Here is a 20,387-nt window from a genome sequence, read left to right as displayed (position 1 = left end):
TTTTTTCCCTATTTTAGTCCCTTCGGTGTACTACAATACCATCAGGCATGCAGGAAGAACTTACTAAACATGGGAGAAATATATTCCACACAATGAAAGGAACCACGCACACTTTTAGAGAAAAGGTAAAGGAGATATTCATAGAAATATGCATTATAGTTTTTGCGGTCAGCCTGTCTATTTGGCTACATAGCTGGTCGGAACACCGGCACGAGCAAAAAGAAGTGGGTGGATTTTTACAGGGTCTTAAAAAAGACCTTACAGAAGATATTAAGTTACTGGAACAGCAAAAGAATGTAGTTACGGGATTGAACGCTAATTTTCAATCAATAATAAGGATTAACAGCAACAGCAATACAAGGGGCTATCATGACAGCATCATTAGCCGTAACCTGGTATTTGAAATACCGGTTACCCGCCCCAGTGCCGGACGGTATGAGGGCTTTAAATCAAGTGGCAAAATAGGAACAATTGAAGATGAAAAGCTGAAGCAGGATATCCTGGAATATTATCAGCAAATTATTCCCGACATCAGTTATGGTGAGAATTATGTAAACTCGGTACAGGTGAAGATCATTGACCTGGCCATCGACCGGAATGATAAAACATCGCTCACAGACTTTGTAACAACACGCAAAATGAGGTCCCTACTCATGCTGGCCTCACAAAATTTCGATGTCAATATCCGTGGTTATGACGAAGGGCTTAAAAAGCAAAAGCAATCGTTGCAGCGATCAACGAATCGACTGGGGAATAAACGCCGTCCCTGTCCTGTTGGCTTGCACGGCAACTGGCAGCGCCTTGCCTGGTTGGAAGCCAGGTTTAGCTGGTTGACAGATTGAATAGTAAGAGCAAGGCAGGCCGGGCTAATATTGGGAATCAAATTACCTTAAGGCATACGTGTTGATGAACAATGCCACGATGAGCCAGGGTGAAATATTTACGCTTCAAGAGAGATAGGCTTTTCTTTTAGAGGCCAACAAACAAATTTTCCGGCATCGCTTCCACCTGAATGTCAGCGAACTATCTGTCTTCACCGTTGTTAATACTGCAGGCAAAAACGGGTTTGGTTCGTGATTTTTCCAATTGCGTAAACATGTTTTCCAAATACGGTTGATAATGAACTATCTGCGTCGTAATTTTGCAGCCTGTAAAAATCAACCATTATTACACCTACCTACGAATGCTTGCTACCATGAAAGGGGTAAAGAGCCCGCTTTTATTTAATTTAATGCGTATTATACATAATGATTACAACTGATATTTGTATTGTTGGCGCTGGCCCTGTTGGATTATTTGCTGTTTTTGAAGCTGGTTTATTGAAAATGCGTTGTCACCTGGTCGACGCTTTACCGCAACCAGGCGGGCAGCTTTCAGAGATCTATCCCTATAAGCCCATTTATGATATTCCGGGTGCCCCGGAGATCAAAGCGCAGGAATTGGTGGATAACCTCCTGAAGCAGATCGCTCCCTTCTCTCCTACTTTCAGCTTGGGGAAAGGGTGGAAACCATTGAGAGGCAGGAAGACCAGTCATTCATTGTAACGACCTCGGACAATACAAAGATCCACTGCAAGGTAATTACGATTGCCGGAGGACTGGGATGTTTTGAGCCCCGCAAACCAGCCATCGAACAGCTGGAAGCGTTTGAAGGCAAAGGGGTAACGTATATGGTGAAAGACCCTGAACTGTTCAGGGATAAGAATATTGTACTGGCCGGTGGCGGCGATTCGGCACTGGACTGGACGATCTATTTATCGAATGTAGCCAAATCGGTAACGCTGGTACACCGTGGGGATACGTTCAGGGGGCTCCCGATTCGGCGGAGAAAGTATTTCACCTGGCCGAGACCGGCAAGATCAACCTGATCCTGAAATCGAATATTGTAAAGATCAATGGCAATGGCAAACTGAATGAAGTGCTGATCGAAGGCAGCGACAAATCGGTCACCAGCATGTCGACGGATTACCTGATCCCTTTATTTGGCCTGAGCCCCAAACTAGGACCTATTGCAGATTGGGGTTTGCAGATCGACAAATCGGCTATCAGTGTTAATACGGCTGATTATTCAACCAATATAGCGGGTATTTATGCAATTGGGGATATCAATACGTATCCTGGTAAATTGAAGCTGATCCTTTGCGGATTCCATGAATCGGCCATGATGGCGCACAGTGCATTCAAACACGTGTACCCCAATCAGCGCCTGAGCTTTAAATATACCACGGTGAATGGTGTGAACGCTTTTTAATAAGATTAAGATGATCAATATAACCGTACTTAATAAGACAGGAGAAGAAAGGTTGTTGGAAGTTCCTGAAGACATGGGCTTAAACCTCATGGAGATCCTGAAGGCACATGAATACAATGTACTGGCTACCTGTGGCGGCATGGCCATGTGTGGCACCTGCCATGTGCAGGTACTGGAAGGCCAGGATAACCTGCCATTGCACAGTGATGCGGAGTTGGATATGCTGGATACGCTGCCTGATGCAACAGGAGCCAGCCGATTGTCCTGTCAATTGCAGATTGATGAAAACATGGATGGCGCGGTGTTTAAACTAATGGCTGAAGAAGATATTGCCGTATAGGATATCAAGCTGTAGCCGGAGGCTACAAAATATCCTCGCTCGCCAGAGGCGAGCGAGTGCAGAAAACAGTTTTGACAAGCTTCTTTAGTCCAGGGTGAGCCGCCCCTTCGAGGGCGCCCCATCCGTTAACAAGCTACTGACATTAATAGAACAAGCCTGAAATCACTTTCAGGCTTGTTCTATTATATACATTATTCTATCTTTTTCCATTCGGAGGACCCCATTCTGTTCTACCTTCATGCCGGCTACTTTTCCTGTAGCATTCCGGGTAAACTCCACAATCGTTTCTACCGGCACACCGGTTAATATGAATTTGCTTTGTGTAAGTGCATGCCCCGGAATGGCCCGCCATCGATTGGAAACAATGCATGGCCTGTTCTTTTAACGGCAATGGTATTGGAGCCTGAAACTGTCTGGTATTTGCCTGTATAGGTATCTATATAGTACCCTAAAGGAATGGCTTTATACAAAATAGATTCCTGAAACAAGAGCAGGTCTAAACAAGCCAGGGATATAAGCCAAAGCAACCGTGCCAGGAACCGGTGGGTCTTTCGATTGTGCTTACTCCAAAATAACAGACAGCCTGCGATAGTGCCCTGCAGCACGCCCAACATTATAATTGTCTTTAATACACCTATCACAGTAAACATACAACTGGGTATAATTTTGCGGAAGGTTAATAAACACCTTGCATTGGTTAAAATACGCGTATTGCAATCGTTTGCACCTTTTTAAATTTGAACTGGTACCACAAGGTTAACTTAATTGAACTCTATATGAAAATAAAATGTTCTGTACGCAATGGCGGCCTTACTGCCCTGGTTGCTGTGATGGCGGCTGGCATACCGGCCATTGGCCAGGAAGCCAAGGCTGGCAATAACTTGCCCAACCTGGCCATAGTAGCCACGCCCAGCGCCGCCGGCCGGTTTGGCAATTCGCTTGATGCGCTTAATGACGGGCTCACCCCACCCCGGCAGGCAATAACCGGGGCGGCGGCAACCGGTCATTTCCCCGCTCGCAATACTGGGTACAATATGAATGGGCAGAGCCGGTAAGTACGGCAACGATTGGGGTATACTGGTGGAATTACAATGGCAGCCTGCGGCTACCGGAAGGATACCGCCTGCAATACTGGGACGGAAAGGATTTTGTACCGGTGAAAAATGCAACAGGTTTTGGTCTTACCAACAACCAATACAATACGACGCATTTTGATGAAGTAAGGACCACGAAGCTCAGGCTGGAATTGGATTCGGCTGACAGGGCCAGTGCCACGCTACTGGAATGGGCTGTATACAAAACCAACAACTCTCCCACCCCGGCCCCGCTGGTCATAGCGGGGTTGACCGTGATGTAATGACGGGAGGTAATACCTGGCTGGCAGGTACGGTTAAATCGGTTACACCTGTGAGCAATACAGCATGGACCAAGGTATCGGGCCCTGGAACAGTTAGTTTTAGCAATGCCGGTGATAAAAATGGCACGGCCCGGTTTTCGGCACCCGGACGATATATAATAAAGCTATCCGCCACGGAAGGCCAGCAAACAGCAGCTTCCACGCTTACGGTCAAAGTGCATCAGCCACCTAAAAACAAGCGTCTCGATGTAGTATATACCAAGCGGTACAAAATTGACAGTAAACTTTGGAGTGACAGGGCCAAGGCCATGATCGTAAACTGGATACCTTTTTGTATTGACCAGAATGAACGTACGGATATTACCACGGGCGAAGGAGGTATTGACAATTTCATTGAAGCGGCCAAAGCGCTACGCGGCGAGCCTCATGCCAAACACAAAGGATATGTATTTTCCAATGCCTGGGTACATCAAACGGTAGAATCAATGTGTATTGCGCTGATGGTAGATGCACAGGGAGATGCGGCGATTATTGCCGCGCAGGAGAAAATGAAGAAGAAGCTGGAAGAATGGATACCGATTATTCTGGCGGCACAGGAACCCGATGGCTACCTGCATACGGCGTATACGCTACGGGATACTGCCCGCTGGAAAGAAAGATGGGCGATTAGAAACCGTGGTGATCACGAAGGTTATGTAGCTGGTTATTTTATTGAGAGTGCCATCAACCATTATACGCTCACGGAAGGAAAGGATAAAAGGTTGTATGATGCTGCCAAGAAACTGGCGGACTGTTGGGTGGCCAATATTGGCCCCGGCAAGAAAGCCTGGTATGATGGTCACCAGGAAATGGAGCAAGCGCTGGTTCGTTTTGGCCGGTTTGTAAATGATATGGAAGGCAAGGGCAGTCATGGTGATAGTTATATACAACTGGCCAAATTCCTGTTGGACAACCGCAAGGATGGCAGTGAATATGATCAGAGTCATGTACCGGTACAACAGCAATACGAAGCGGTAGGGCATGCTGTACGGGCTACCTACAACTACTCGGCCATGGCTGATGTAGCGGCAGAAACAGGTGATGTAGATTACCAGAGTGCGGTCATGTCGTTGTGGGATAATATGATCAATAAGAAATACTATCTCACGGGAGGCATTGGCAGTGGTGAAACATCGGAAGGTTTTGGTGGTAATTACTCCCTACGCAATAGCGCCTACTGTGAATCTTGTTCCAGTGCTGGCCTTATCTTCTTCCAGTATAAAATGAACCTGGCGTATCACGATGCCAAATACGCCGACCTGTACGAAGAAACGATGTACAATGCGCTGCTGGGTTCTATTGACCTGGAAGGAAAGAACTTTCTCTATACCAATCCGCTTTCTTCGGCACAGGCACGCTATCAATGGCATGTATGCCCTTGTTGTGTAGGTAATATTCCACGCACCTTACTCATGATCCCTACCTGGACCTATGTAACAGGTGAGAATGGTATTTATGTGAACATGTATGTAGGTAGTACTATTAAAGTAGAACGTGTTGTAGGTACGGATGTGGAAATGGTACAAAAAACAGATTATCCCTGGAATGGTAATATTGGCATTACGGTGAACCCGAAGGTATCCAAAAGCTTTACGGTGTATGTACGGGTGCCCAATCGCACTACCAGTGAATTGTATACACCAGTACCGCAGGTGAGTGGCTTGCAATCGCTGAAAGTAAATGGCCAGGCAGTAGCTGTGAAGATCGAAAATGGTTATGTGGCCATCCGCCGCGCCTGGAAAAAGGTGATAAAATTGATGTGGTACTGCCTATGGAAATACAAAAGGTGACGGCTGATGAAAAGATAGAAGCGGATAGGGGCCGCGTGGCCCTGCGGGTGGGTCCACTGATCTATAATGTAGAAACAGCTGATAATGGAGGTGATATCAACCGGTTGATTGGCAAAAACGCCTTTAACGCTGGAATGGAAGCCAGCATTCTTAAATGGTGTGATGACGATCAAAGGTACCTGGAGTGACGGCACGCCCTTAATAGCTATTCCTAACTATGCCCGGCTGAACAGGCTGGCCACTACCCCATTGCCATCCACTGCGCAACAAACGGCTCCTACGCGCCCCAATGAGCCGCCACAGGCCCGAATGGACCGGGTAGCCGCCTCGGCAGTGTGGATCAAGGAGAAGGAATAATGCGCACAGACAGATAAGTGATCATAATACTTAGGGAAGGAGCATCCCATTAAATACGGGATGCTCTTTTTTGTGAAAATCAGTCCTTGGTTATGCTTTTCGTTTGCCTCTGAAACCCTGGCGGGCTTCGGCTTTATTTTCTTTTTATGGGCCAGGTATTCTTTGAATTGCTCCTCTGTCAATACGGTTTTCAGGGCTTTTTCGCGCTCCTGATTAGCCGCCTTGATCTTTTGAGCTTCTCTACTCTATCACCACCTTCTGTTTTGATACTGGCAGCCCTGGTGTTAAATTCTTCATTAATAGCCAGCACTTTAGGCACCTGATCGGCATTCAGTCCCAGCCTTACTGTCATTGAATCCGTCATTCGTTTTGCTCCTGCTACCTTCTTCCCCTCCTGGGCCTGTGCAACCGTGATACCATTGCCAATAAAAATGGCTAATACGATCAATAACTTTTTCATGGTTTTTTACTTTTTAGGGAGGTATTGACTGTAATTGTACCAAAAGGTTTAATGTTGGTTCAGGGCTCCCTACAAAAACTTAAGAGGGCCATGAATGGCCCTCCGCAGCAAAATCAATTTGCACATGAGAAAATCGCTTACACTTCTTATGATCCAATAACCAGGCTCCTGCCACCAGGGTGTTCCCGGGTTAGCCAGGAAATTATATTACGCTTACTCGCCCAACCATTGTCTGAACAAGGGAGCTCTAAGTTTGCTGATAATGATATTGGCTTGGTCGCCGGGTGTGAGATCAACCCGCAAAGTGCCATTGAACCAGATAATGATCTTTTTTTTATTGCGTGGCGGCTTACAATCATTTGCCGGCTGATGCGAAAAAAATCGCGGGGCGATACGGTATGTTCAATCTCTTCTATGCTTGCTTTGAGGATATGGTTCCTGTCGTCCTTTGTTTTCAGGTATACGGTTTTATTTTCACAATAAAAGAAAGCCACCTGGCTGATATGGACTGAAATGAGGTGCCGGCCTGTTTTGACCAGGAACCGTTCTCTTGCCAAATGCAGGCCTTGCACCGGCTCATCGTCTTTCAACAATAAAGCAACACAGGAGTTTAACAGCTTCTTTAAGAGTTCAGGCTCTCTTGCTTTGAGGAGGTTAAAAAGGTTCATCAGCTCATGATCAGTGGATGACTCTTCGGATTGTTTTTCATTTCTTCCTTTCACAGATGTAGTAGGCAGGGAATTGATGGTTGATATTTCCTGTTGCATAAATGGCTATCGTGCTAGGTTACATGTATAATTTGACAGTGTAAATTATGCACAGGAAAAGCGGAAAAGGATGCCAGAACTACCAATTTCGTAATAGTACGATGAAAGCAGGTGATGCATTTCATCGTACTATTTAGGGCTTTTATCGGTTTTAACATTATTTGGACAGGCTGGCTGTTGTACCCGCACCATCCACCTGGTCATCGAGGTACACGGAGCGAAACCGAAAGTATCTGTACATTGGGGCTGATAAGATTTCCATTGCCCCCGGCATCCTCTATCTCAAGGCGCAAACCATAGTTTAGGCCAGGGGTGATCAGGTTCTTTTTAAGAATGATCCTGATGGGCGCCATCCTGGTGCCCGGCTCAATAGTGATCTCATTCAAAGGAGTAACAAATGAATAAGCATTGCCGGGCAAGGCGGTTACCGTTGCAGGCAAGGCCGCATTATTCAGTTTGAGCTTAACTTTCACCTGTGATACAGGCAGGGTTGAAGAATTAAATCTAACGTATCCGAGCAGCAGGTTTTCTTCGGCAGGAGTGGCCGCAACGGCAACAGAATAAACGCTTGTAGCCGCGGGCTGGCCCTGACCTGTTCGTAAGAGCTCAACGATGCCGGCCACTTCGTTATTCAGTATTTTATTAGCAGCAGTGTCGGCCTCCTTTAAGCAACCCGTAAGGGTGAAAGCAGCCACAAAAATGGCACCAGACAATAAGCAATTATTGAGTTTCATATATTCATTTTAGCTTTTAAAAATATTATTTCACATCCCAGAATATGCGGGATGTAAATACATTAATTTCTCCCTGTGCATTCACGTTGTTAATATTTGTGCTGTACTCATCCTGGGGATAATATAACCTAACAGGTCTTTCAGGCAGCCGGGCCCGGTTTATTGAGAGCGGAATAGCGGGATAATCATTCCTACGGAATTCGGACCAGGCTTCCAGTCCATTAAAATTCGCCATAGCTACCCATTTTTGATATAGGATAGCCTTCACTTTATCGGGAGCAGTTACAAAGTTGGCACTTTTGCCTATCAGGTTGGCAGCAGCCTGGTCGGATGCACCCAATAACCGGAATGACTCGCGGATACCTTGTTCATAGAGCGTTTGGGGATTGCCTAAACCAGCAATACCAAATCTTTGAGCAGCTTCTGCTTGCAGGAACAAACATTCGGCGGCTGTAAAAATAACCTGTGGAGCACTGGCCTGCCCCCTAATAATGCGGGCTGGCCCAACATTAGAGCTATTGGCTGAAAGATATGCGTTGTTAGTCTCGCCACCGAAAGGCACTCCTGAATAGTCGGCCACATTACCCATATAAGCATCTGTGGCGCCAGCCGGTCTCCGGCTATCGGGCACAGCAGCCAGGTACTTTAGGCGGATCGTATCATTGTTTTGCTTGAGTGTGTCAACCAGGTATTGACTCATCCGATAAAGCCGGTAGCCTGTTGTGGTAGCATCATTTTCATCGTAGCCTGCCCAAAAATAGAATGGATTCATTTTACCGGCAGCTTTCAAATAGCCAGGATTGGAGGTTACATCCCCACCTGGATTAATGAAACCACTACCTTCTGTCAATATCTTTTGTATCTCTGTACGCACAAAATTCTGACGGGCAGGCATATTGTTTAACCGCATTAAAATGCGCAACTTGGCGGTATTGGCAAATCGCACCCAATCGGCCGGATCATGGGCATCATTAATGGTATAAATATTACCAGGAAAGGTAACCGGAAAATCGTGCTTCTTCAAATCTGCAATGGCTTCATCCAGCATTACGATCAATGAATCATAAATATCCTCGCCTTTATCATATTTTGGTTGAAATACGGCAAGGCCTTTAAACGCTTCGGAAAAAGGTACATTGCCATAAATATCTACCAATTCCTGGTAGCGAAGTGCCTTGATTATTTTTGCAGGCCCTTTCAGATAAGACAGTCCCTCTTTATCAGCCACCCTGATCACATGCTGCAAATCGGTAAGGTTATCAAAAATACCTGTCCAGTAATTGAAATTACCATTGGTAAAGTTGTAAGTTTTCTCCGGGCCTCCTGTTGTAAAACTGGTAGAATGCGCCCAAAAACCACCCCAGTAATTACCAATAAGGTTGGCCCCACCCGCAAGTGAGGTAGCGTAGGCATTCAGCCCATTGGTGAAGATCAAAGCCGCTCCGGCCGATTGTGCGCTATTGGGGTTTTTATTTACATCAATAAACTTCTTGCACCCTATGCCGGCAATAGCAACAGCAATAGTCAGTATACTTAAATGTTTATTCAATTTCATGTCATAGTTTTTTTGTAATACAATTCAGGCTTCTCTTAATACGCCTGTCCTTTAAAAGGTCATAGATAAGGTAGCACCGTAGGACCGTACAGGTGGTGTATTAAAAGTGTTGTTGATACCAAGGGAATTACCTGTTGTATTGGCAAATTCAGGATCGGTATACACATTATCCTTAGGCAATAAAGTGAGCAGGTTCCGGCCAATAAGGCTTAGGGTGGCGGTTTTAATAAATTTTATTTTGCTTATTACAGTTGCGGGCAGTGTGTAGGTAAGGTTCACTTCACGTAATTTCCAGAAATCACCTCTTGTAACGAAGTTTTCACCTGCATTCTTGAAGTTAACATCCCAGTAAGTATAATGTCCGTCGGCCACCGGAATACTGGTATTTTCCACATACTTGCCGGTACCATCATCATATACTGAATTGGGTACAATAAAATTCTCCCGTCCGTATTTGGCCGTGATGGCAGCAACACCTGTAAATACCATACGTGAGCCTAGTCCGTGGAAAACATAATAACCGCCCCGGTATTCTACAGTTGTAGCCAGAGACAGGTTCTTCCAGGTTAACCGGGAAGTGATGCCCATTGTATGTTTGGGAATGGTACGCCCAATTGGCATTTGCGTTTGCGCTGTAATTGGATAGCCGGTATTTCTGCTTACAATGATCCTGCCCAGGCTGTCGCGCATAAAGGCAGTGGTCGTTAAATAGGGATATGGGCTCCCTTTACGGGCAAAGGTAAATGCAGTAGTTACCCCTGATTCAACATAATTATTGCCAAGCGCCAGGGCATCCATATTGCCATATAGAGATTTTACCACATTATCATTGTAGGAATAATTCATATTCAGGTCCCAGTTCAGGCCCCTGGACTTTATGACCTGCAATTTCACCTCGGTCTCAAAGCCTTTATTATCCAGTCGCGCTGCATTTAACCGGGCATTCCTAAAACCTGTTCCCGCACTCATTTGTACGTCTATGATCTGTCCGTCGGACACCTGCTTATAGTAAGTAAAATCAATCCCAATACGATTCTTCAGTATGGAAAGTTCAAAACCACCTTCAAATGATTTTACAAATTCGGGTTTCAGGTTATCTGACGGAATGGTATTATCAATGGTGGCGGCGCCTAAAGAGCCATACGGGAATCCTGCTCCTGTAGAATACAATAGATCAAGGCTATAAGGGCTGATATTATCATTGGCATTTCTATTGTAACCAGCTCTAATTTTCAGGTAATCGAGCAATCCGCTTTTAAGTGTAGGAACGGCATCTGTTAAAATAAAAGACAGATCGGCTCCATAATACCAATATTGATAAGCAGAAGCATTGCGCCCTTCCTTATAGAATATGGATGTACCATCCCGGCGTGCAGCACCATGCAGGAATAAATAGTCATTGATCCCTACAGTAAGGTCGCCATAAAAACCAAACTTCCTGGTTCTGGTATAGGTTTGATCACCGGTAAGTTCACCAGTCCTATTGGATATATTAAATACCTCTGGTATCAGGAGCGCACCTGAGCCTACTGAAAAAGAATTGGTGGTTCGCTGTTGTATGTTGTTTCCGAGCACAAGCGTAGTCGAAATATTGTTAAAATCCCTGGTGAAGGTCAACAAAAAGTCGGAGTTAACCCTGTTATTGGAGCTCGCTCGTGTAGCCACATCACCCAGGATATTGGCTCCTGCCCTGTCAATGCCATTATAACTATTGACCCATGGGGCAGGTACATAAGCTTCATTGTGGGCATAGTCACTATAGATAAATTGACCTGTTGTCACTTTCTCCTCGGTATTCGAATTCACTAATCCAAGGCGGTAGGTAGCGCTAAGCCAGTTGTTAACTGCATATTGCAGATCAAAGCTGGCATTGAAGTTTTTGATAATGCCATTACGACGCTGATTATCCAGTTCGAACCAGGGATTGTTGACATAATCATTATAGTATCCATTGGGGTTGGCAAACTTATTATTGCGCCAGTCGCGCAAATCGTTTAAAGGCACATGCGCTGCCGCATTGAGCACATTGAGATAAAAATCAGAGGCAGTTCTATCGAATTTATCCTGGGCATAAGTAGCCTGGAAACCTGCTTTTACTTTGCCAATAGTGCGGGAGCTATTGAACCTGAATGCATCACGGCGGCGGGTATCGCCAGGTACAACACCGCTGATCACAGCATCCTGGAATGACAAGTAAAAGTTACTTTTTTTCATCGCCCCCTGCAAGAGATATATCGTTCTGAAAAACACTTCCAATATCCCATACCTTTTTCTTTTCATTAGGGCGTGCGCTATAAGGCACCATCAGGGTATCTCCATCTTCTGTAACCCGTCCAAGCGGCCTTCTTGATCCGTCATATTCATCACCATAGGATTGGTTTTCAAAAGCGCGGTAATTTTGTGCGGGGGTATTACCATATCCGGACCCAGAACCAAACCTATTTTGAAAATCAGGCATAAAACTCACCTGCTCAGCATTGGCGGAGGTAGTAAAAGTGACAACATTGCGGCCACTGCGCCCCCTTTTGGTAGTAATTACTACCGCACCATTTACCCCATCAGATCCGTACAAGGTTGCCGCCTGTCCACCTTTTAGCGTATTTACACTTTCAATATCATTGGGGTTCAGGTAATCCAGTGTACTGTTAGGCACTGGTACACCATCCAGTACAATCAAAGCCTGGTTATTACCGGTAATTGACCGGTTGCCACGCAATACCACGCGGGTATTGGCCTGTACGCTACTGTTGACGTTGGTGACTACAAGACCAGCTATCTTACCGGTTAAAGCGCCGGCCAGATTTGGGTTATTGGCTGCCGTAATTTGTTCATTTTTAATAATGGTAGTGGAAAAACCCAATTCACGCGGTTTGCGGCGGATACCCAGGGCAGTAACCACCACTTCATCGAGGCTACCGGTCTTTTGCAACGATACTTTATAGGTATTGGCTGCACCAACCGTTAACGCCTGGTTATTGGTGCCGGTAGCAGAAACAAGCAATACCGAACCCGATTGTACCTCAATTGTAAATACACCCTGTTCATTGGTGGTAGTACCTTTAGTAGTACCCTGAATAACTACGGAAGCAAAGGGAATGGGAAGCCCCTTTTCATCGGTAACCGTGCCCGTAACGGTTTTGGACTGGGCTGTTGCCAACACCCCATAAAGAAGAAGGGCCGTGACCAGCGATAGAATTTTGACATGGACTTGTGCTTTGGTTAAAAAAAAAGAATACACACCAAGACAAATTCAAAAACAAAAACGCTCGCTGTATTGGCTGAATAACCTGAAATACCGGATAGAGTTCACTTTATTACACCCCAATACATCCTGGCTGTTGTAAGCCAGCGTAAGGCAACCACCCTATCGCTATAATTTATAATACAATGACCTGCCTGCCACTCCTAAGTAGTTTTACGGAGTTTTTCCATATAAAAGTACCCGTTAGGCCGGGTGGCAAAGTAATGGTAGCCTGTATACCCTGGGCACCTTTTCGTTCAAAAGCAACCAGTATATCTCCATCGGGATGGGGTAAGCGGCCACTGGCTTGTTGCAGTTCGCCAGGCTCCGGCTTTATCTGCACTTTCCGGAAACCCGGCGCTGCCGGTGTAATACCACAAATGGTAGCCAGGAAATCATAATTGGGACTGGCGCTCCAGGCATGGCAGTCGGACCGGGTAGGATCGGGATTCTCGGCAAAGGTGGTAAGACCATTTGCCAACATATCGCGCCAGGGTTTTAGCTGGGAGTAATACAATTGTCCCATGCCCGCTTTCTTCAGGGCAAGGGTAACACCGGGAAAGGTAATCCAGCTGGCTGGCCAGTGGCTTTTTAACAGTGTGTCTCCGAGTAGCCTAAAAAATCGTATTGTTTAGTTGCCTAATTTTGCTTTAAGCCGTAGTGATGGCTTGTGTTTTTTTCCACTGGTGGGGTAAGAGTTTCCTGAGTTGCCCGGTAGTCATCTCGTTGATGTTATGACTAAGCACTTCGCGGAGCCACTCATAAGGGTTTACGGTATTAAGTTTGCAGGTAACCAGCAGCGAGTATAAGAGGCCTGCTCTTTTGGCCGCTTCATGCGAGCCACAGAACAGGTAGTTTTTGCGTCCGACAGCCAGGTTTTTCATACAGCGCTCTATGGGATTATTATCAATATGCAAATGATTAGTAGAGGCATAGAGACTTAAGCCGTCCCAGCGTTTGATGCTGTAAGCTATAGCCTGTGCTATAGGGCTTTTCGGTTTTAGCTTTACATACTCCTGCTTCATCCACTCTCCCAGTTCTTTTAAAATAGGCACAGATTGTTCTGTCCGCCGCACTTTGATCTGGTCCGGGTTGAGCTGCTCTTCTCTACATTGCTCCTCGATCTTATAAAGCTTCGCTATCTCGGTCAAAGCATATTCTGCCCGAACTTTATCATTGCCTTTCGCCTCATAAAAATGACGACGGGCATGGGCCATACAAAAGAACACATGTATTCCTTTGATGTCCAACTCTTCATAGACATCATAACCATCTACCTGCAAGTGACCCTTAAAATGTTGTAAGATATGTTTGGCTGCCAATGTATCCCTCCCCGATGATAATCAAAGTAGATCAGTTGCCCGTTATGCGTTAAGTACGTCCAGTAATACCCCTGGTGGGTATCTTTCTTCTTATTCCTGTCCAGAACCTGTATGGTTGTTTCATCACCATGCCAATAATCATATTGGTACATCTCATGCAGGTGCAGATGGCCCAGTGGCGCTACCACGTTCGCAACCTGCCGTACCCAATCGGTAATGGTTGAATAAGCAATGGTGACATTACTTCTCTTGAAGCAGTCCAACTGACGATTCAGCGGTTTATGATCTATAAACTTATCTATAATGATCTGTGCTAACAACTCCGGCGTGGCAATGCTCTTAGACAAGGCTTGCTCTGGAAGATGCGCCTGCACTATACGATGCTGATCAGGCCGTTCTGCTACAGAGCATTTATACTGAGGGATAATAGTACGTTGGAGAAATATTTCTCCCGGCTTCCAGCCAAGCTGTTCCTTTACTTCTTCTCCCACCTTCTCGCATCCGCTCACATCTTCCGGAGGCTCTATCACGGTCTCTTCCACCCGTAGATGATCCGGAAAGGCATTGGCTAACCCGTTTTCCCGTTGAACCTGTTTTTGCTTTTACGTAACTTATCTTTTGAACATCAGCAAGGTTGGTTGCTTTATACCCCTGCTCAAAGGAAAGGCCTAATTCCTGCTGTTGCTGTAAAGGGGAAGGAACAAACTTCTCAGTCTTAAAACCACCCAGTAACTTCGTTAGTTGATACAATTGATATTGAAGCTGCGTTACCTGATCGCGTAATTCTTTATTGCTTTGTAATAGCTCCTGGTTGTTTTGTGGTAATTGTCCATTATTTTGTTGCTGTAGTTGCAGCATTGGAAGCAGTTGCTCATAGAGCGCTTTGTAATCTATATTTTCTGCTGCTGCTGACATTATACAAAGATAGCCCGGCTATGCATTTAAGCTATATCGTATAACCGAAAGTTATACAGCCGATGCGTGGATAAACCCGCATTCAAAAATGATTTTAAAAAACAGCACCAAAAATGTGGATAACCCGGCCTGTTTTTCTTAAAATAAAAAACGTTGCCATTTTTTCGATGGCAACGTCAAATATATTCAACCCATGATCCATAAGGATTACATCGTACCGATGTACCGCTTTCGAAAAACGCTTTCTTCAAAGAAACGCCCTGTAAGATCATACTTAATTGTTTAGCCGTAATACTACTGTGAGTGCCTTCCATAATACCTGCCGGTAACTCAAAGGTACCTTCCTCTAATCGCTTATAGTATAAGCTAAAACCATCCCCTTCCCATTCTAACGCCTTCAGGTGCGTTTGCCGTTTGTTCAAAAAGATAAATACATCACCCGTCTGAATTTCCATTCCCAGTTCGTTGGTAACAAGCCCGCTCAAACCGTCAAAACTCTTCCTTACATCCGCCCACTTATGATACAACCAGTAATGGGTGCCGTTGTTGATCTGTAACATAAGTTAACTGATTAAAGCTTTTAAAAAACTCACAGATGGCTCCCGGTAAAAACGGATGCCCCGGTATTCCGCAAAGAGATCCTGGGAAATGGAAACCTCTTGCTGCCCTGTCACTGTTAGCAAAGTGAAACTACTTTGATTCTCCATCGGCTTATCTTCCAACCGGGCGTGATATTTCTTCTGCCAGTAGTGATATGTACCAGGTGAAAGATCATACAACTCACAAAAATCTTTTACTGTCATCGAACTGGCTTCATGTTCAGCTATCAACGCGAACATTTTTTGCTCCTTCGATAAGCCACTTGATTGCTTTTGTTCCATACGTTTACATTTTTGATAAGCCCAAAAGTAAACTTTTTATAATATCTTAATTTTTAGCTACTCGGAGGTACACTTTTAACAGTGCAGGATTGATGGGTAGCTGTTGTGCATTAACAACGGACACTATAAGCAGGAGTGGCAAAAGGATAGCAGGCAATCTCATTACAAATAGCATTAGCAGGTGAAGAATAGTATGCTAAATGTATTGAAAAAAAGAGGCCGGCACAAGGCAGGTGGATAACAAACAGAGCAGGATGGCTACTTTGCTACCAGGTCCTCTGCTTGATCACTGGCGATAGCCCCCAAACTATCTACAAATATTTTAAGGCTTTCATTCTTCGCACAAGCCTCCTCAATATCTTGTCGTTTCTTCCAGTTTCTCAATATATCATCGTACGCTCTTATGCTTTGAGAACAATTTTTATCATTGGAAGAAATGGTGTTCATATTTTTTTAGCAAGTGCACGGTTCAGCTTGTCAACACAATTAAGGAAAGCAGCCTTTTTTGAATACCGGAAGCAGCCAGCATTCTATTTCGCTTACGCAAATAGCAAAAGTATCCTATCCTTATACACTTCCCATATATCAGGCTTGATGGCACTTATCAATCTATCCCTGACATCTAAGCATAGTTGCGCTTCCGGTTTTTGTTTATTATTCCCATCACTACTACTTAAATTGAATGGGGCTTCCTGGCAGTGATCTGTATCAATCTGGATAACCAGGTAATCATTCTCAAACAAAATGTCACGCAACTCTTCCCGGCCGCAATATTTCAATACTTCATTCCAGCCACCTGGTGCTACCTGCTTGCCGTTTACAACTTTTGGTTGAATCTGTCTTATGACTACCTCAAAACTTGCGCCCTTAAAAACTTTAAAATGATATGTTTAACAATCCTATGTTCCGAGGCACCTTCGGTAATTTGTGCAACATTCATATAGCAAGCAGTCGGTTTTGGATTTTAAAATTATCAGGCAAGCCGCCAATAAAGCCGCTCGTCCACACTTCAGACAGCTTCATTCTTCTTTCGGCTTTATATTCTATTCTTTGGGCCTTCGTATGCCCTTCGTCATTTCGCCTTACAACAAACAAGCGCTGGTTGTCATCCTGTAAGTTCAGCCCATCCAGTATAGCAGGGTTTTGAGTGGTAACAATTACCTGCTTACCTTTTTTGCGCCAGCTCTACAAGGCTTCTGATAAGCTGCATACATAATTTGGGATTGAGTGAAGTATCAATATTATCAATTGCAAAAAAAGCCGGCGTATCATCTGACAGGAAAAGGACAGAATAAAACAGAAGATACAAAAAGCCCTCATTGGTGCTTCTTTGGTCAAAATACTGAAGTTGGGGATTCAGGTATTTATCTTTAATATTTAGGGTAAAGTCATTGCTCAATGAGCTTTCAGGCAGGTCAAATTTTTCATACCAGTCAAGGAGGATTAAATTACTTTTTATAGCCTTCAATAATTCGTTGTTCTTTTCATTTGCACCTAAGTCTTTTAAATATTGAAACAAACCTTCTCCTTTAATTCCCAGTGGGTATATTTGATTGGTTTCTTCAAATTTTCTTAGACTGCTTTGTTCGGGTGCATAAATTATAAAGTTTGAAATGACAGGATTGGTATTAATCAAACCAATATTCATATCCCCAATTACCTCGATTAATTTTTCTATACTATAAGTTTGGGGATCAGAATTTACTACCACTAAAAGGGTATCCCGAAGTGACTCAATTCTTTTAATTAACACTTTGTTATCTTTCAATAAAACATTAGCTTTTGCAGCACGCAAAGCAGCATTATTTTCATTCAAAATAGGAGCGATCTGATTAACCGAAAGTTTATAAGAACGCTCACTCGATTTATTTACCCACTTTCTTGGATTAGCCGGGTCATGTGTTAATGGGTAAGTATAATTGCTAAAAAACTCATTATCGGTTTTATACGATATTAGAATCTGTTTATTTTCATTAATATTCTCAAAAGCAGCATACATAAATTCCGGATTGGTAACCCGTACCCCTCTGCTACCCAGAAATTCATAATCCAGTTTATCAGCACAAGCTGCTGCGCCAAAAGCAAGTGCTTCTAAAATATTAGATTTTCCACAACCGTTTTCTCCAATAAGCACATTGAAAGTACCTAACTCCAGCGTTAGGTCCATTACTGATTTAAAATTTTGAATGTAAACCGATTTAACTATTTCCTTACTCATATTGTATGGCAAATATAGGCGTATTTGCGCCTGTTTTTGAAGGCCGGTTCCGGCCTACCGGCGCTCCGGATAGCGTAAAGGCGCTTATAAGGTATGCAAAATAATGTATATTAGATAAACAAGGCTGCTTTTACCTTTTCCTGGCAGTCTTTTTTACAGCCCCCTTCCTGGCAGCTACTTGCTTCACCGGCGCTTTCTTTGTTACCAGCTTCTCCACTACCCCATCAACCGGGAAGGCTTTTTCGGGCAAAAACTCACGGGGCGACATGCCAAAGTAACCGGCCAGGGCATTGACGTGGCGTGCATTGTACTTACTAGGCTTTTTATTGCCTTCAACATCGCTGATAAAAGAGCGTGATACGCCAATAATAGCAGCAAAATCCTGCTGGCTCATTTTTTTGTAGTTCTCAATTGCAAAATGAAATCAATCATGTATTGCTCAATAGGTGTAATTGGTTCGTAGTCACTCATGGTACCTGTATGTAAAAGAATATTAAAAATAGTAAACCCATTATTTACCCGCTTTTTTGGATGCAGGCCTGTTATTCTCTTTCTTCACCGCCTTTTTACAGCCCCTTCCTGGCAGCTACTTTCTTCACCGGCGCTTTCTTTGTTACCAGCTTCTCCACTACCCCATCAACCGGGAAGGCTTTTTCGGGAAAAACTCACGGGGCGACATACCAAAGTAATCGGCCAGGGCATTGACGTGGCGCACATTGTATTTAGCCGGCCTATTAACCCCTTCAACATCGCTGATAAAAGAGCGTGATACGCCAATAATAGCAGCAAAATCCTGCTGGCTCATTTTTTTGTAGTTCTCAATTGCAAAATGAAATCAATCATGTATTGCTCAATAGGTGTTATTGGTTCGTAGTCATTCATGGTACCTGTAAGTAAAAGAATATTAAAAATAAAATTGCCGTTCATGCACCGCGTATGAATATTTTACATATATTTACATCAAATTACGGTTATGCCATAACGCAGTAATATAATATATTTGCGATTACTTCAATAAATGCTTTGAAGCTATTCGCTTTGATTCTCGATTTGAAACCTAGGAAACTTCAGTACACGAGTTGAAAGGTGAAGCGCCTGCGCACCATAGTGCGGGCTCTCTCTTATCGTGTACGGGCTTCCTAGGGCCTCAAGTCGGTAAGCAGAGGCCCGCACTATGGTTTTATAGCGCGCATACATACCATTGGCGCCCGCCGGCAGCTTACACGTCCATTTCCATCTATCATTCATCAGGTACTCCAAAGCTCCTCCTTTGGATCACTCAGCATCATTGCAATCAACATCACTTTCCGCACAGCAGGAAGGCAGGCCGCCTGTTTTCTTAACCACCAAAAAAATGTAATGTTATGAGCAATCCTTACGAGGAGCTGCGCATAGGCCAGGGGCATGTGTACCCGGCAGATGCAGCCAAACTATTAATGTACTTTTTTGAAGACTTTTCGCTGGAAGATGTGCAATCATACCTCAGCAAATTGCTGGTATGCGCCCTTACCGAAAGCAGCGATCAGTTTACTACCTGTACCGATCGCAGCAATATTCTTTTCTTTTGCGAGCGGCTATGGCATGCAATACAAGCCTGCAGGCTACTGCAGCAAAAAAGTAAATGCAGCAACCCACCTTCTTCATCACTTCATTAAACTACTACCATGGCCACAATCACAAAAAACAATTGCCAAAGCCTCATCCCCCCGTTCTCACCGCCATTACTGCAGCGCCTGCCCCGGCGCCCGGCCTGCCATTAAATGCGGCCCAGCTGGAGGCCCTCATTGTGCAGTTTATGATAGAAAAAACCTGCCACCCATACGTGCAAAAGTGCGCAAAGTAGGGCTTACCGTAGCAAACTATAACCGGCCCGGCCAGTGCTATATACCCTACCTGCGTTTTTTTGGCAAATGGATGCATGATGCCGGTTTTGTAGAAGATACCTATGCCAAATTCATCAGCATTAAAGGCATGCTCATTATCATTCCCGGCGCCCCGCCCCCGCCCCATGCTATGCTGCAGCCGGTGGCCCGGCAGCCCCTGCCATACAACACAAGTAGTTGCCCGCTTGGTCATATATAGGTATACACCGGGTACAGGCTACTGCATTGCCCCCTGGCCTGGCAGTAAAGCTGCCAGGGGCAGGCGGTACGTTGTAAAG

General features: G+C 44.6%; 27 protein-coding genes and 1 pseudogene. 12 read left to right on the top strand and 16 right to left on the bottom strand.

Annotation, left to right across the window (positions count from 1 at the left end; all coding sequences use genetic code 11):
* Window positions 1-92: 92 nt before the first annotated feature.
* From RS881_RS21400 to RS881_RS21380, 5 genes are all read left to right on the top strand, one after another.
* Window positions 93-842 (top strand): DUF6090 family protein, encoded by a 750-nt coding sequence (locus RS881_RS21400; RefSeq protein WP_315822937.1) that lies wholly within the window; start codon window positions 93-95, stop codon window positions 840-842.
* A gap of 405 nt (window positions 843-1,247) precedes the next feature.
* Window positions 1,248-1,544 (top strand): NAD(P)/FAD-dependent oxidoreductase, encoded by a 297-nt coding sequence (locus RS881_RS21395; protein ID WP_315822936.1) that lies wholly within the window; start codon window positions 1,248-1,250, stop codon window positions 1,542-1,544.
* Window positions 1,502-1,867, top strand: a complete 366-nt coding sequence (locus RS881_RS21390; protein ID WP_315822935.1) for an NAD(P)/FAD-dependent oxidoreductase — start codon at window positions 1,502-1,504, stop codon at window positions 1,865-1,867. Before RS881_RS21395 ends, RS881_RS21390 begins: the two co-directional genes overlap by 43 nt.
* Window positions 1,756-2,250, top strand: a complete 495-nt coding sequence (locus tag RS881_RS21385) for an NAD(P)/FAD-dependent oxidoreductase (protein WP_315824565.1) — start codon at window positions 1,756-1,758, stop codon at window positions 2,248-2,250. The genes RS881_RS21390 and RS881_RS21385 overlap by 112 nt, the downstream gene beginning before the upstream one ends.
* 10 nt (window positions 2,251-2,260) lie before the next feature.
* Window positions 2,261-2,590: a 2Fe-2S iron-sulfur cluster-binding protein gene (locus tag RS881_RS21380; protein ID WP_315822934.1), complete on the top strand. Its 330-nt coding sequence runs from the start codon at window positions 2,261-2,263 to the stop codon at window positions 2,588-2,590.
* 302 nt (window positions 2,591-2,892) lie between these two features.
* On the opposite strand, the gene RS881_RS21375 is transcribed toward RS881_RS21380, so the two are convergent.
* Window positions 2,893-3,240, bottom strand: coding sequence for a hypothetical protein (locus RS881_RS21375; RefSeq protein ID WP_315822933.1), 348 nt, complete (start codon window positions 3,238-3,240; stop codon window positions 2,893-2,895).
* 126 nt (window positions 3,241-3,366) lie between these two features.
* Here RS881_RS21375 and RS881_RS21370 point away from each other — a divergent pair, with 126 nt between their 5' ends.
* The 5 genes from RS881_RS21370 (at window position 3,367) to RS881_RS21350 (ending at window position 6,133) form a co-directional block, all read left to right on the top strand.
* Entirely contained in the window at window positions 3,367-3,645 is a 279-nt protein-coding gene (locus RS881_RS21370) for a hypothetical protein (protein WP_315822932.1), read from the top strand.
* 101 nt (window positions 3,646-3,746) lie between these two features.
* The gene (locus RS881_RS21365; RefSeq protein ID WP_315822931.1) at window positions 3,747-3,947 is read left to right on the top strand and encodes a hypothetical protein; all 201 of its coding nucleotides are present in this window, start codon (window positions 3,747-3,749) and stop codon (window positions 3,945-3,947) included.
* Window positions 3,947-5,776 carry a glycoside hydrolase family 127 protein gene (locus RS881_RS21360; RefSeq protein ID WP_315822930.1) on the top strand — a complete coding sequence of 610 codons (1,830 nt, stop codon included), beginning with the start codon at window positions 3,947-3,949 and terminating at the stop codon, window positions 5,774-5,776. Before RS881_RS21365 ends, RS881_RS21360 begins: the two co-directional genes overlap by 1 nt.
* Window positions 5,746-5,964 carry a hypothetical protein gene (locus tag RS881_RS21355; RefSeq protein WP_315822929.1) on the top strand — a complete coding sequence of 73 codons (219 nt, stop codon included), beginning with the start codon at window positions 5,746-5,748 and terminating at the stop codon, window positions 5,962-5,964. Before RS881_RS21360 ends, RS881_RS21355 begins: the two co-directional genes overlap by 31 nt.
* Entirely contained in the window at window positions 5,936-6,133 is a 198-nt protein-coding gene (locus RS881_RS21350; protein ID WP_315822928.1) for a hypothetical protein, read from the top strand. Before RS881_RS21355 ends, RS881_RS21350 begins: the two co-directional genes overlap by 29 nt.
* A gap of 190 nt (window positions 6,134-6,323) precedes the next feature.
* On the opposite strand, the gene RS881_RS21345 is transcribed toward RS881_RS21350, so the two are convergent.
* The 15 genes and pseudogenes from RS881_RS21345 to RS881_RS21275 all read right to left on the bottom strand — a co-directional run bounded on the left by RS881_RS21345 (window position 6,324) and on the right by RS881_RS21275 (window position 19,031).
* Window positions 6,324-6,593 carry a DUF4890 domain-containing protein gene (locus RS881_RS21345; RefSeq protein WP_315822927.1) on the bottom strand — a complete coding sequence of 90 codons (270 nt, stop codon included), beginning with the start codon at window positions 6,591-6,593 and terminating at the stop codon, window positions 6,324-6,326.
* A 146-nt stretch (window positions 6,594-6,739) separates the two neighbouring features.
* Window positions 6,740-7,360, bottom strand: coding sequence for a LytR/AlgR family response regulator transcription factor (locus tag RS881_RS21340; RefSeq protein WP_315822926.1), 621 nt, complete (start codon window positions 7,358-7,360; stop codon window positions 6,740-6,742).
* A 200-nt stretch (window positions 7,361-7,560) separates the two neighbouring features.
* A complete protein-coding gene (locus RS881_RS21335) occupies window positions 7,561-8,094 on the bottom strand; it encodes a hypothetical protein (RefSeq protein ID WP_315822925.1) in 534 nt (177 codons plus the stop codon).
* Window positions 8,095-8,119: 25 nt separating this feature from the next.
* On the bottom strand, window positions 8,120-9,649 hold the full coding sequence (locus tag RS881_RS21330; protein WP_315822924.1) for a SusD/RagB family nutrient-binding outer membrane lipoprotein: 1,530 nt from the start codon (window positions 9,647-9,649) through the stop codon (window positions 8,120-8,122).
* 51 nt (window positions 9,650-9,700) lie between these two features.
* A complete protein-coding gene (locus RS881_RS21325; protein ID WP_315822923.1) occupies window positions 9,701-11,863 on the bottom strand; it encodes a TonB-dependent receptor domain-containing protein in 2,163 nt (720 codons plus the stop codon).
* A complete protein-coding gene (locus tag RS881_RS21320) occupies window positions 11,850-12,809 on the bottom strand; it encodes a TonB-dependent receptor plug domain-containing protein (RefSeq protein WP_315822922.1) in 960 nt (319 codons plus the stop codon). Before RS881_RS21320 ends, RS881_RS21325 begins: the two co-directional genes overlap by 14 nt.
* A 217-nt stretch (window positions 12,810-13,026) precedes the next feature.
* Window positions 13,027-13,416 (bottom strand): alpha-L-rhamnosidase C-terminal domain-containing protein, encoded by a 390-nt coding sequence (locus tag RS881_RS21315; RefSeq protein WP_315822921.1) that lies wholly within the window; start codon window positions 13,414-13,416, stop codon window positions 13,027-13,029.
* 124 nt (window positions 13,417-13,540) lie between these two features.
* The gene (locus tag RS881_RS21310) at window positions 13,541-13,687 is read right to left on the bottom strand and encodes a transposase domain-containing protein (RefSeq protein ID WP_315824521.1); all 147 of its coding nucleotides are present in this window, start codon (window positions 13,685-13,687) and stop codon (window positions 13,541-13,543) included.
* Window positions 13,688-14,586: pseudogene (gene tnpC / locus RS881_RS21305) on the bottom strand (IS66 family transposase); the annotation flags it as partial.
* 37 nt (window positions 14,587-14,623) lie between these two features.
* Window positions 14,624-15,127 (bottom strand): hypothetical protein, encoded by a 504-nt coding sequence (locus RS881_RS21300; protein ID WP_315822920.1) that lies wholly within the window; start codon window positions 15,125-15,127, stop codon window positions 14,624-14,626.
* A gap of 176 nt (window positions 15,128-15,303) precedes the next feature.
* Window positions 15,304-15,687, bottom strand: a complete 384-nt coding sequence (tnpB, locus tag RS881_RS21295) for an IS66 family insertion sequence element accessory protein TnpB (protein ID WP_315822919.1) — start codon at window positions 15,685-15,687, stop codon at window positions 15,304-15,306.
* A gap of 3 nt (window positions 15,688-15,690) precedes the next feature.
* Window positions 15,691-16,008 carry an IS66 family insertion sequence element accessory protein TnpA gene (gene tnpA / locus RS881_RS21290; protein WP_315814461.1) on the bottom strand — a complete coding sequence of 106 codons (318 nt, stop codon included), beginning with the start codon at window positions 16,006-16,008 and terminating at the stop codon, window positions 15,691-15,693.
* Between the two features lie 1,165 nt (window positions 16,009-17,173).
* Window positions 17,174-18,175: an AAA family ATPase gene (locus tag RS881_RS21285; RefSeq protein ID WP_315822918.1), complete on the bottom strand. Its 1,002-nt coding sequence runs from the start codon at window positions 18,173-18,175 to the stop codon at window positions 17,174-17,176.
* A 181-nt stretch (window positions 18,176-18,356) separates the two neighbouring features.
* Window positions 18,357-18,620: a helix-turn-helix domain-containing protein gene (locus RS881_RS21280; RefSeq protein WP_315822917.1), complete on the bottom strand. Its 264-nt coding sequence runs from the start codon at window positions 18,618-18,620 to the stop codon at window positions 18,357-18,359.
* A 234-nt stretch (window positions 18,621-18,854) separates the two neighbouring features.
* Window positions 18,855-19,031 (bottom strand): helix-turn-helix domain-containing protein, encoded by a 177-nt coding sequence (locus RS881_RS21275; RefSeq protein WP_315822916.1) that lies wholly within the window; start codon window positions 19,029-19,031, stop codon window positions 18,855-18,857.
* 559 nt (window positions 19,032-19,590) lie between these two features.
* Here RS881_RS21275 and RS881_RS21270 point away from each other — a divergent pair.
* Both RS881_RS21270 and RS881_RS21265 read left to right on the top strand, forming a co-directional pair.
* A complete protein-coding gene (locus tag RS881_RS21270) occupies window positions 19,591-19,881 on the top strand; it encodes a hypothetical protein (RefSeq protein WP_315822915.1) in 291 nt (96 codons plus the stop codon).
* 175 nt (window positions 19,882-20,056) lie between these two features.
* Window positions 20,057-20,308 (top strand): hypothetical protein, encoded by a 252-nt coding sequence (locus tag RS881_RS21265; protein WP_315822914.1) that lies wholly within the window; start codon window positions 20,057-20,059, stop codon window positions 20,306-20,308.
* Window positions 20,309-20,387: the final 79 nt, after the last annotated feature.

Origin of the sequence: Paraflavitalea speifideaquila (assembly GCF_032395985.1) — a bacterium.
GTDB lineage: Bacteria > Bacteroidota > Bacteroidia > Chitinophagales > Chitinophagaceae > Paraflavitalea > Paraflavitalea speifideaquila.
This window is presented reverse-complemented; position numbering and strand designations above follow the sequence as displayed.

Bases quoted from the DNA above. Each gene is read 5' to 3' on its own strand.
- tnpB (WP_315822919.1), bottom strand. From the start codon at position 15,687: ATGTTACAGATCAACAACGGCACCCATTACTGGTTGTATCATAAGTGG.
- RS881_RS21330 (WP_315822924.1), bottom strand. From the start codon at position 9,649: ATGAAATTGAATAAACATTTAAGTATACTGACTATTGCTGTTGCTATT.
- RS881_RS21345 (WP_315822927.1), bottom strand. From the start codon at position 6,593: ATGAAAAAGTTATTGATCGTATTAGCCATTTTTATTGGCAATGGTATC.
- RS881_RS21325 (WP_315822923.1), bottom strand. From the start codon at position 11,863: ATGAAAAAAAGTAACTTTTACTTGTCATTCCAGGATGCTGTGATCAGC.
- RS881_RS21300 (WP_315822920.1), bottom strand. From the start codon at position 15,127: ATGTCAGCAGCAGCAGAAAATATAGATTACAAAGCGCTCTATGAGCAA.
- RS881_RS21335 (WP_315822925.1), bottom strand. From the start codon at position 8,094: ATGAAACTCAATAATTGCTTATTGTCTGGTGCCATTTTTGTGGCTGCT.
- RS881_RS21370 (WP_315822932.1), top strand. From the start codon at position 3,367: ATGAAAATAAAATGTTCTGTACGCAATGGCGGCCTTACTGCCCTGGTT.
- RS881_RS21395 (WP_315822936.1), top strand. From the start codon at position 1,248: ATGATTACAACTGATATTTGTATTGTTGGCGCTGGCCCTGTTGGATTA.
- tnpA (WP_315814461.1), bottom strand. From the start codon at position 16,008: ATGGAACAAAAGCAATCAAGTGGCTTATCGAAGGAGCAAAAAATGTTC.
- RS881_RS21400 (WP_315822937.1), top strand. From the start codon at position 93: ATGAAAGGAACCACGCACACTTTTAGAGAAAAGGTAAAGGAGATATTC.
- RS881_RS21315 (WP_315822921.1), bottom strand. From the start codon at position 13,416: ATGGGACAATTGTATTACTCCCAGCTAAAACCCTGGCGCGATATGTTG.
- RS881_RS21375 (WP_315822933.1), bottom strand. From the start codon at position 3,240: ATGTTTACTGTGATAGGTGTATTAAAGACAATTATAATGTTGGGCGTG.
- RS881_RS21285 (WP_315822918.1), bottom strand. From the start codon at position 18,175: ATGGACCTAACGCTGGAGTTAGGTACTTTCAATGTGCTTATTGGAGAA.
- RS881_RS21280 (WP_315822917.1), bottom strand. From the start codon at position 18,620: ATGAGCCAGCAGGATTTTGCTGCTATTATTGGCGTATCACGCTCTTTT.
- RS881_RS21270 (WP_315822915.1), top strand. From the start codon at position 19,591: ATGAGCAATCCTTACGAGGAGCTGCGCATAGGCCAGGGGCATGTGTAC.
- RS881_RS21340 (WP_315822926.1), bottom strand. From the start codon at position 7,360: ATGCAACAGGAAATATCAACCATCAATTCCCTGCCTACTACATCTGTG.
- RS881_RS21275 (WP_315822916.1), bottom strand. From the start codon at position 19,031: ATGAGCCAGCAGGATTTTGCTGCTATTATTGGCGTATCACGCTCTTTT.
- RS881_RS21380 (WP_315822934.1), top strand. From the start codon at position 2,261: ATGATCAATATAACCGTACTTAATAAGACAGGAGAAGAAAGGTTGTTG.
- RS881_RS21360 (WP_315822930.1), top strand. From the start codon at position 3,947: ATGACGGGAGGTAATACCTGGCTGGCAGGTACGGTTAAATCGGTTACA.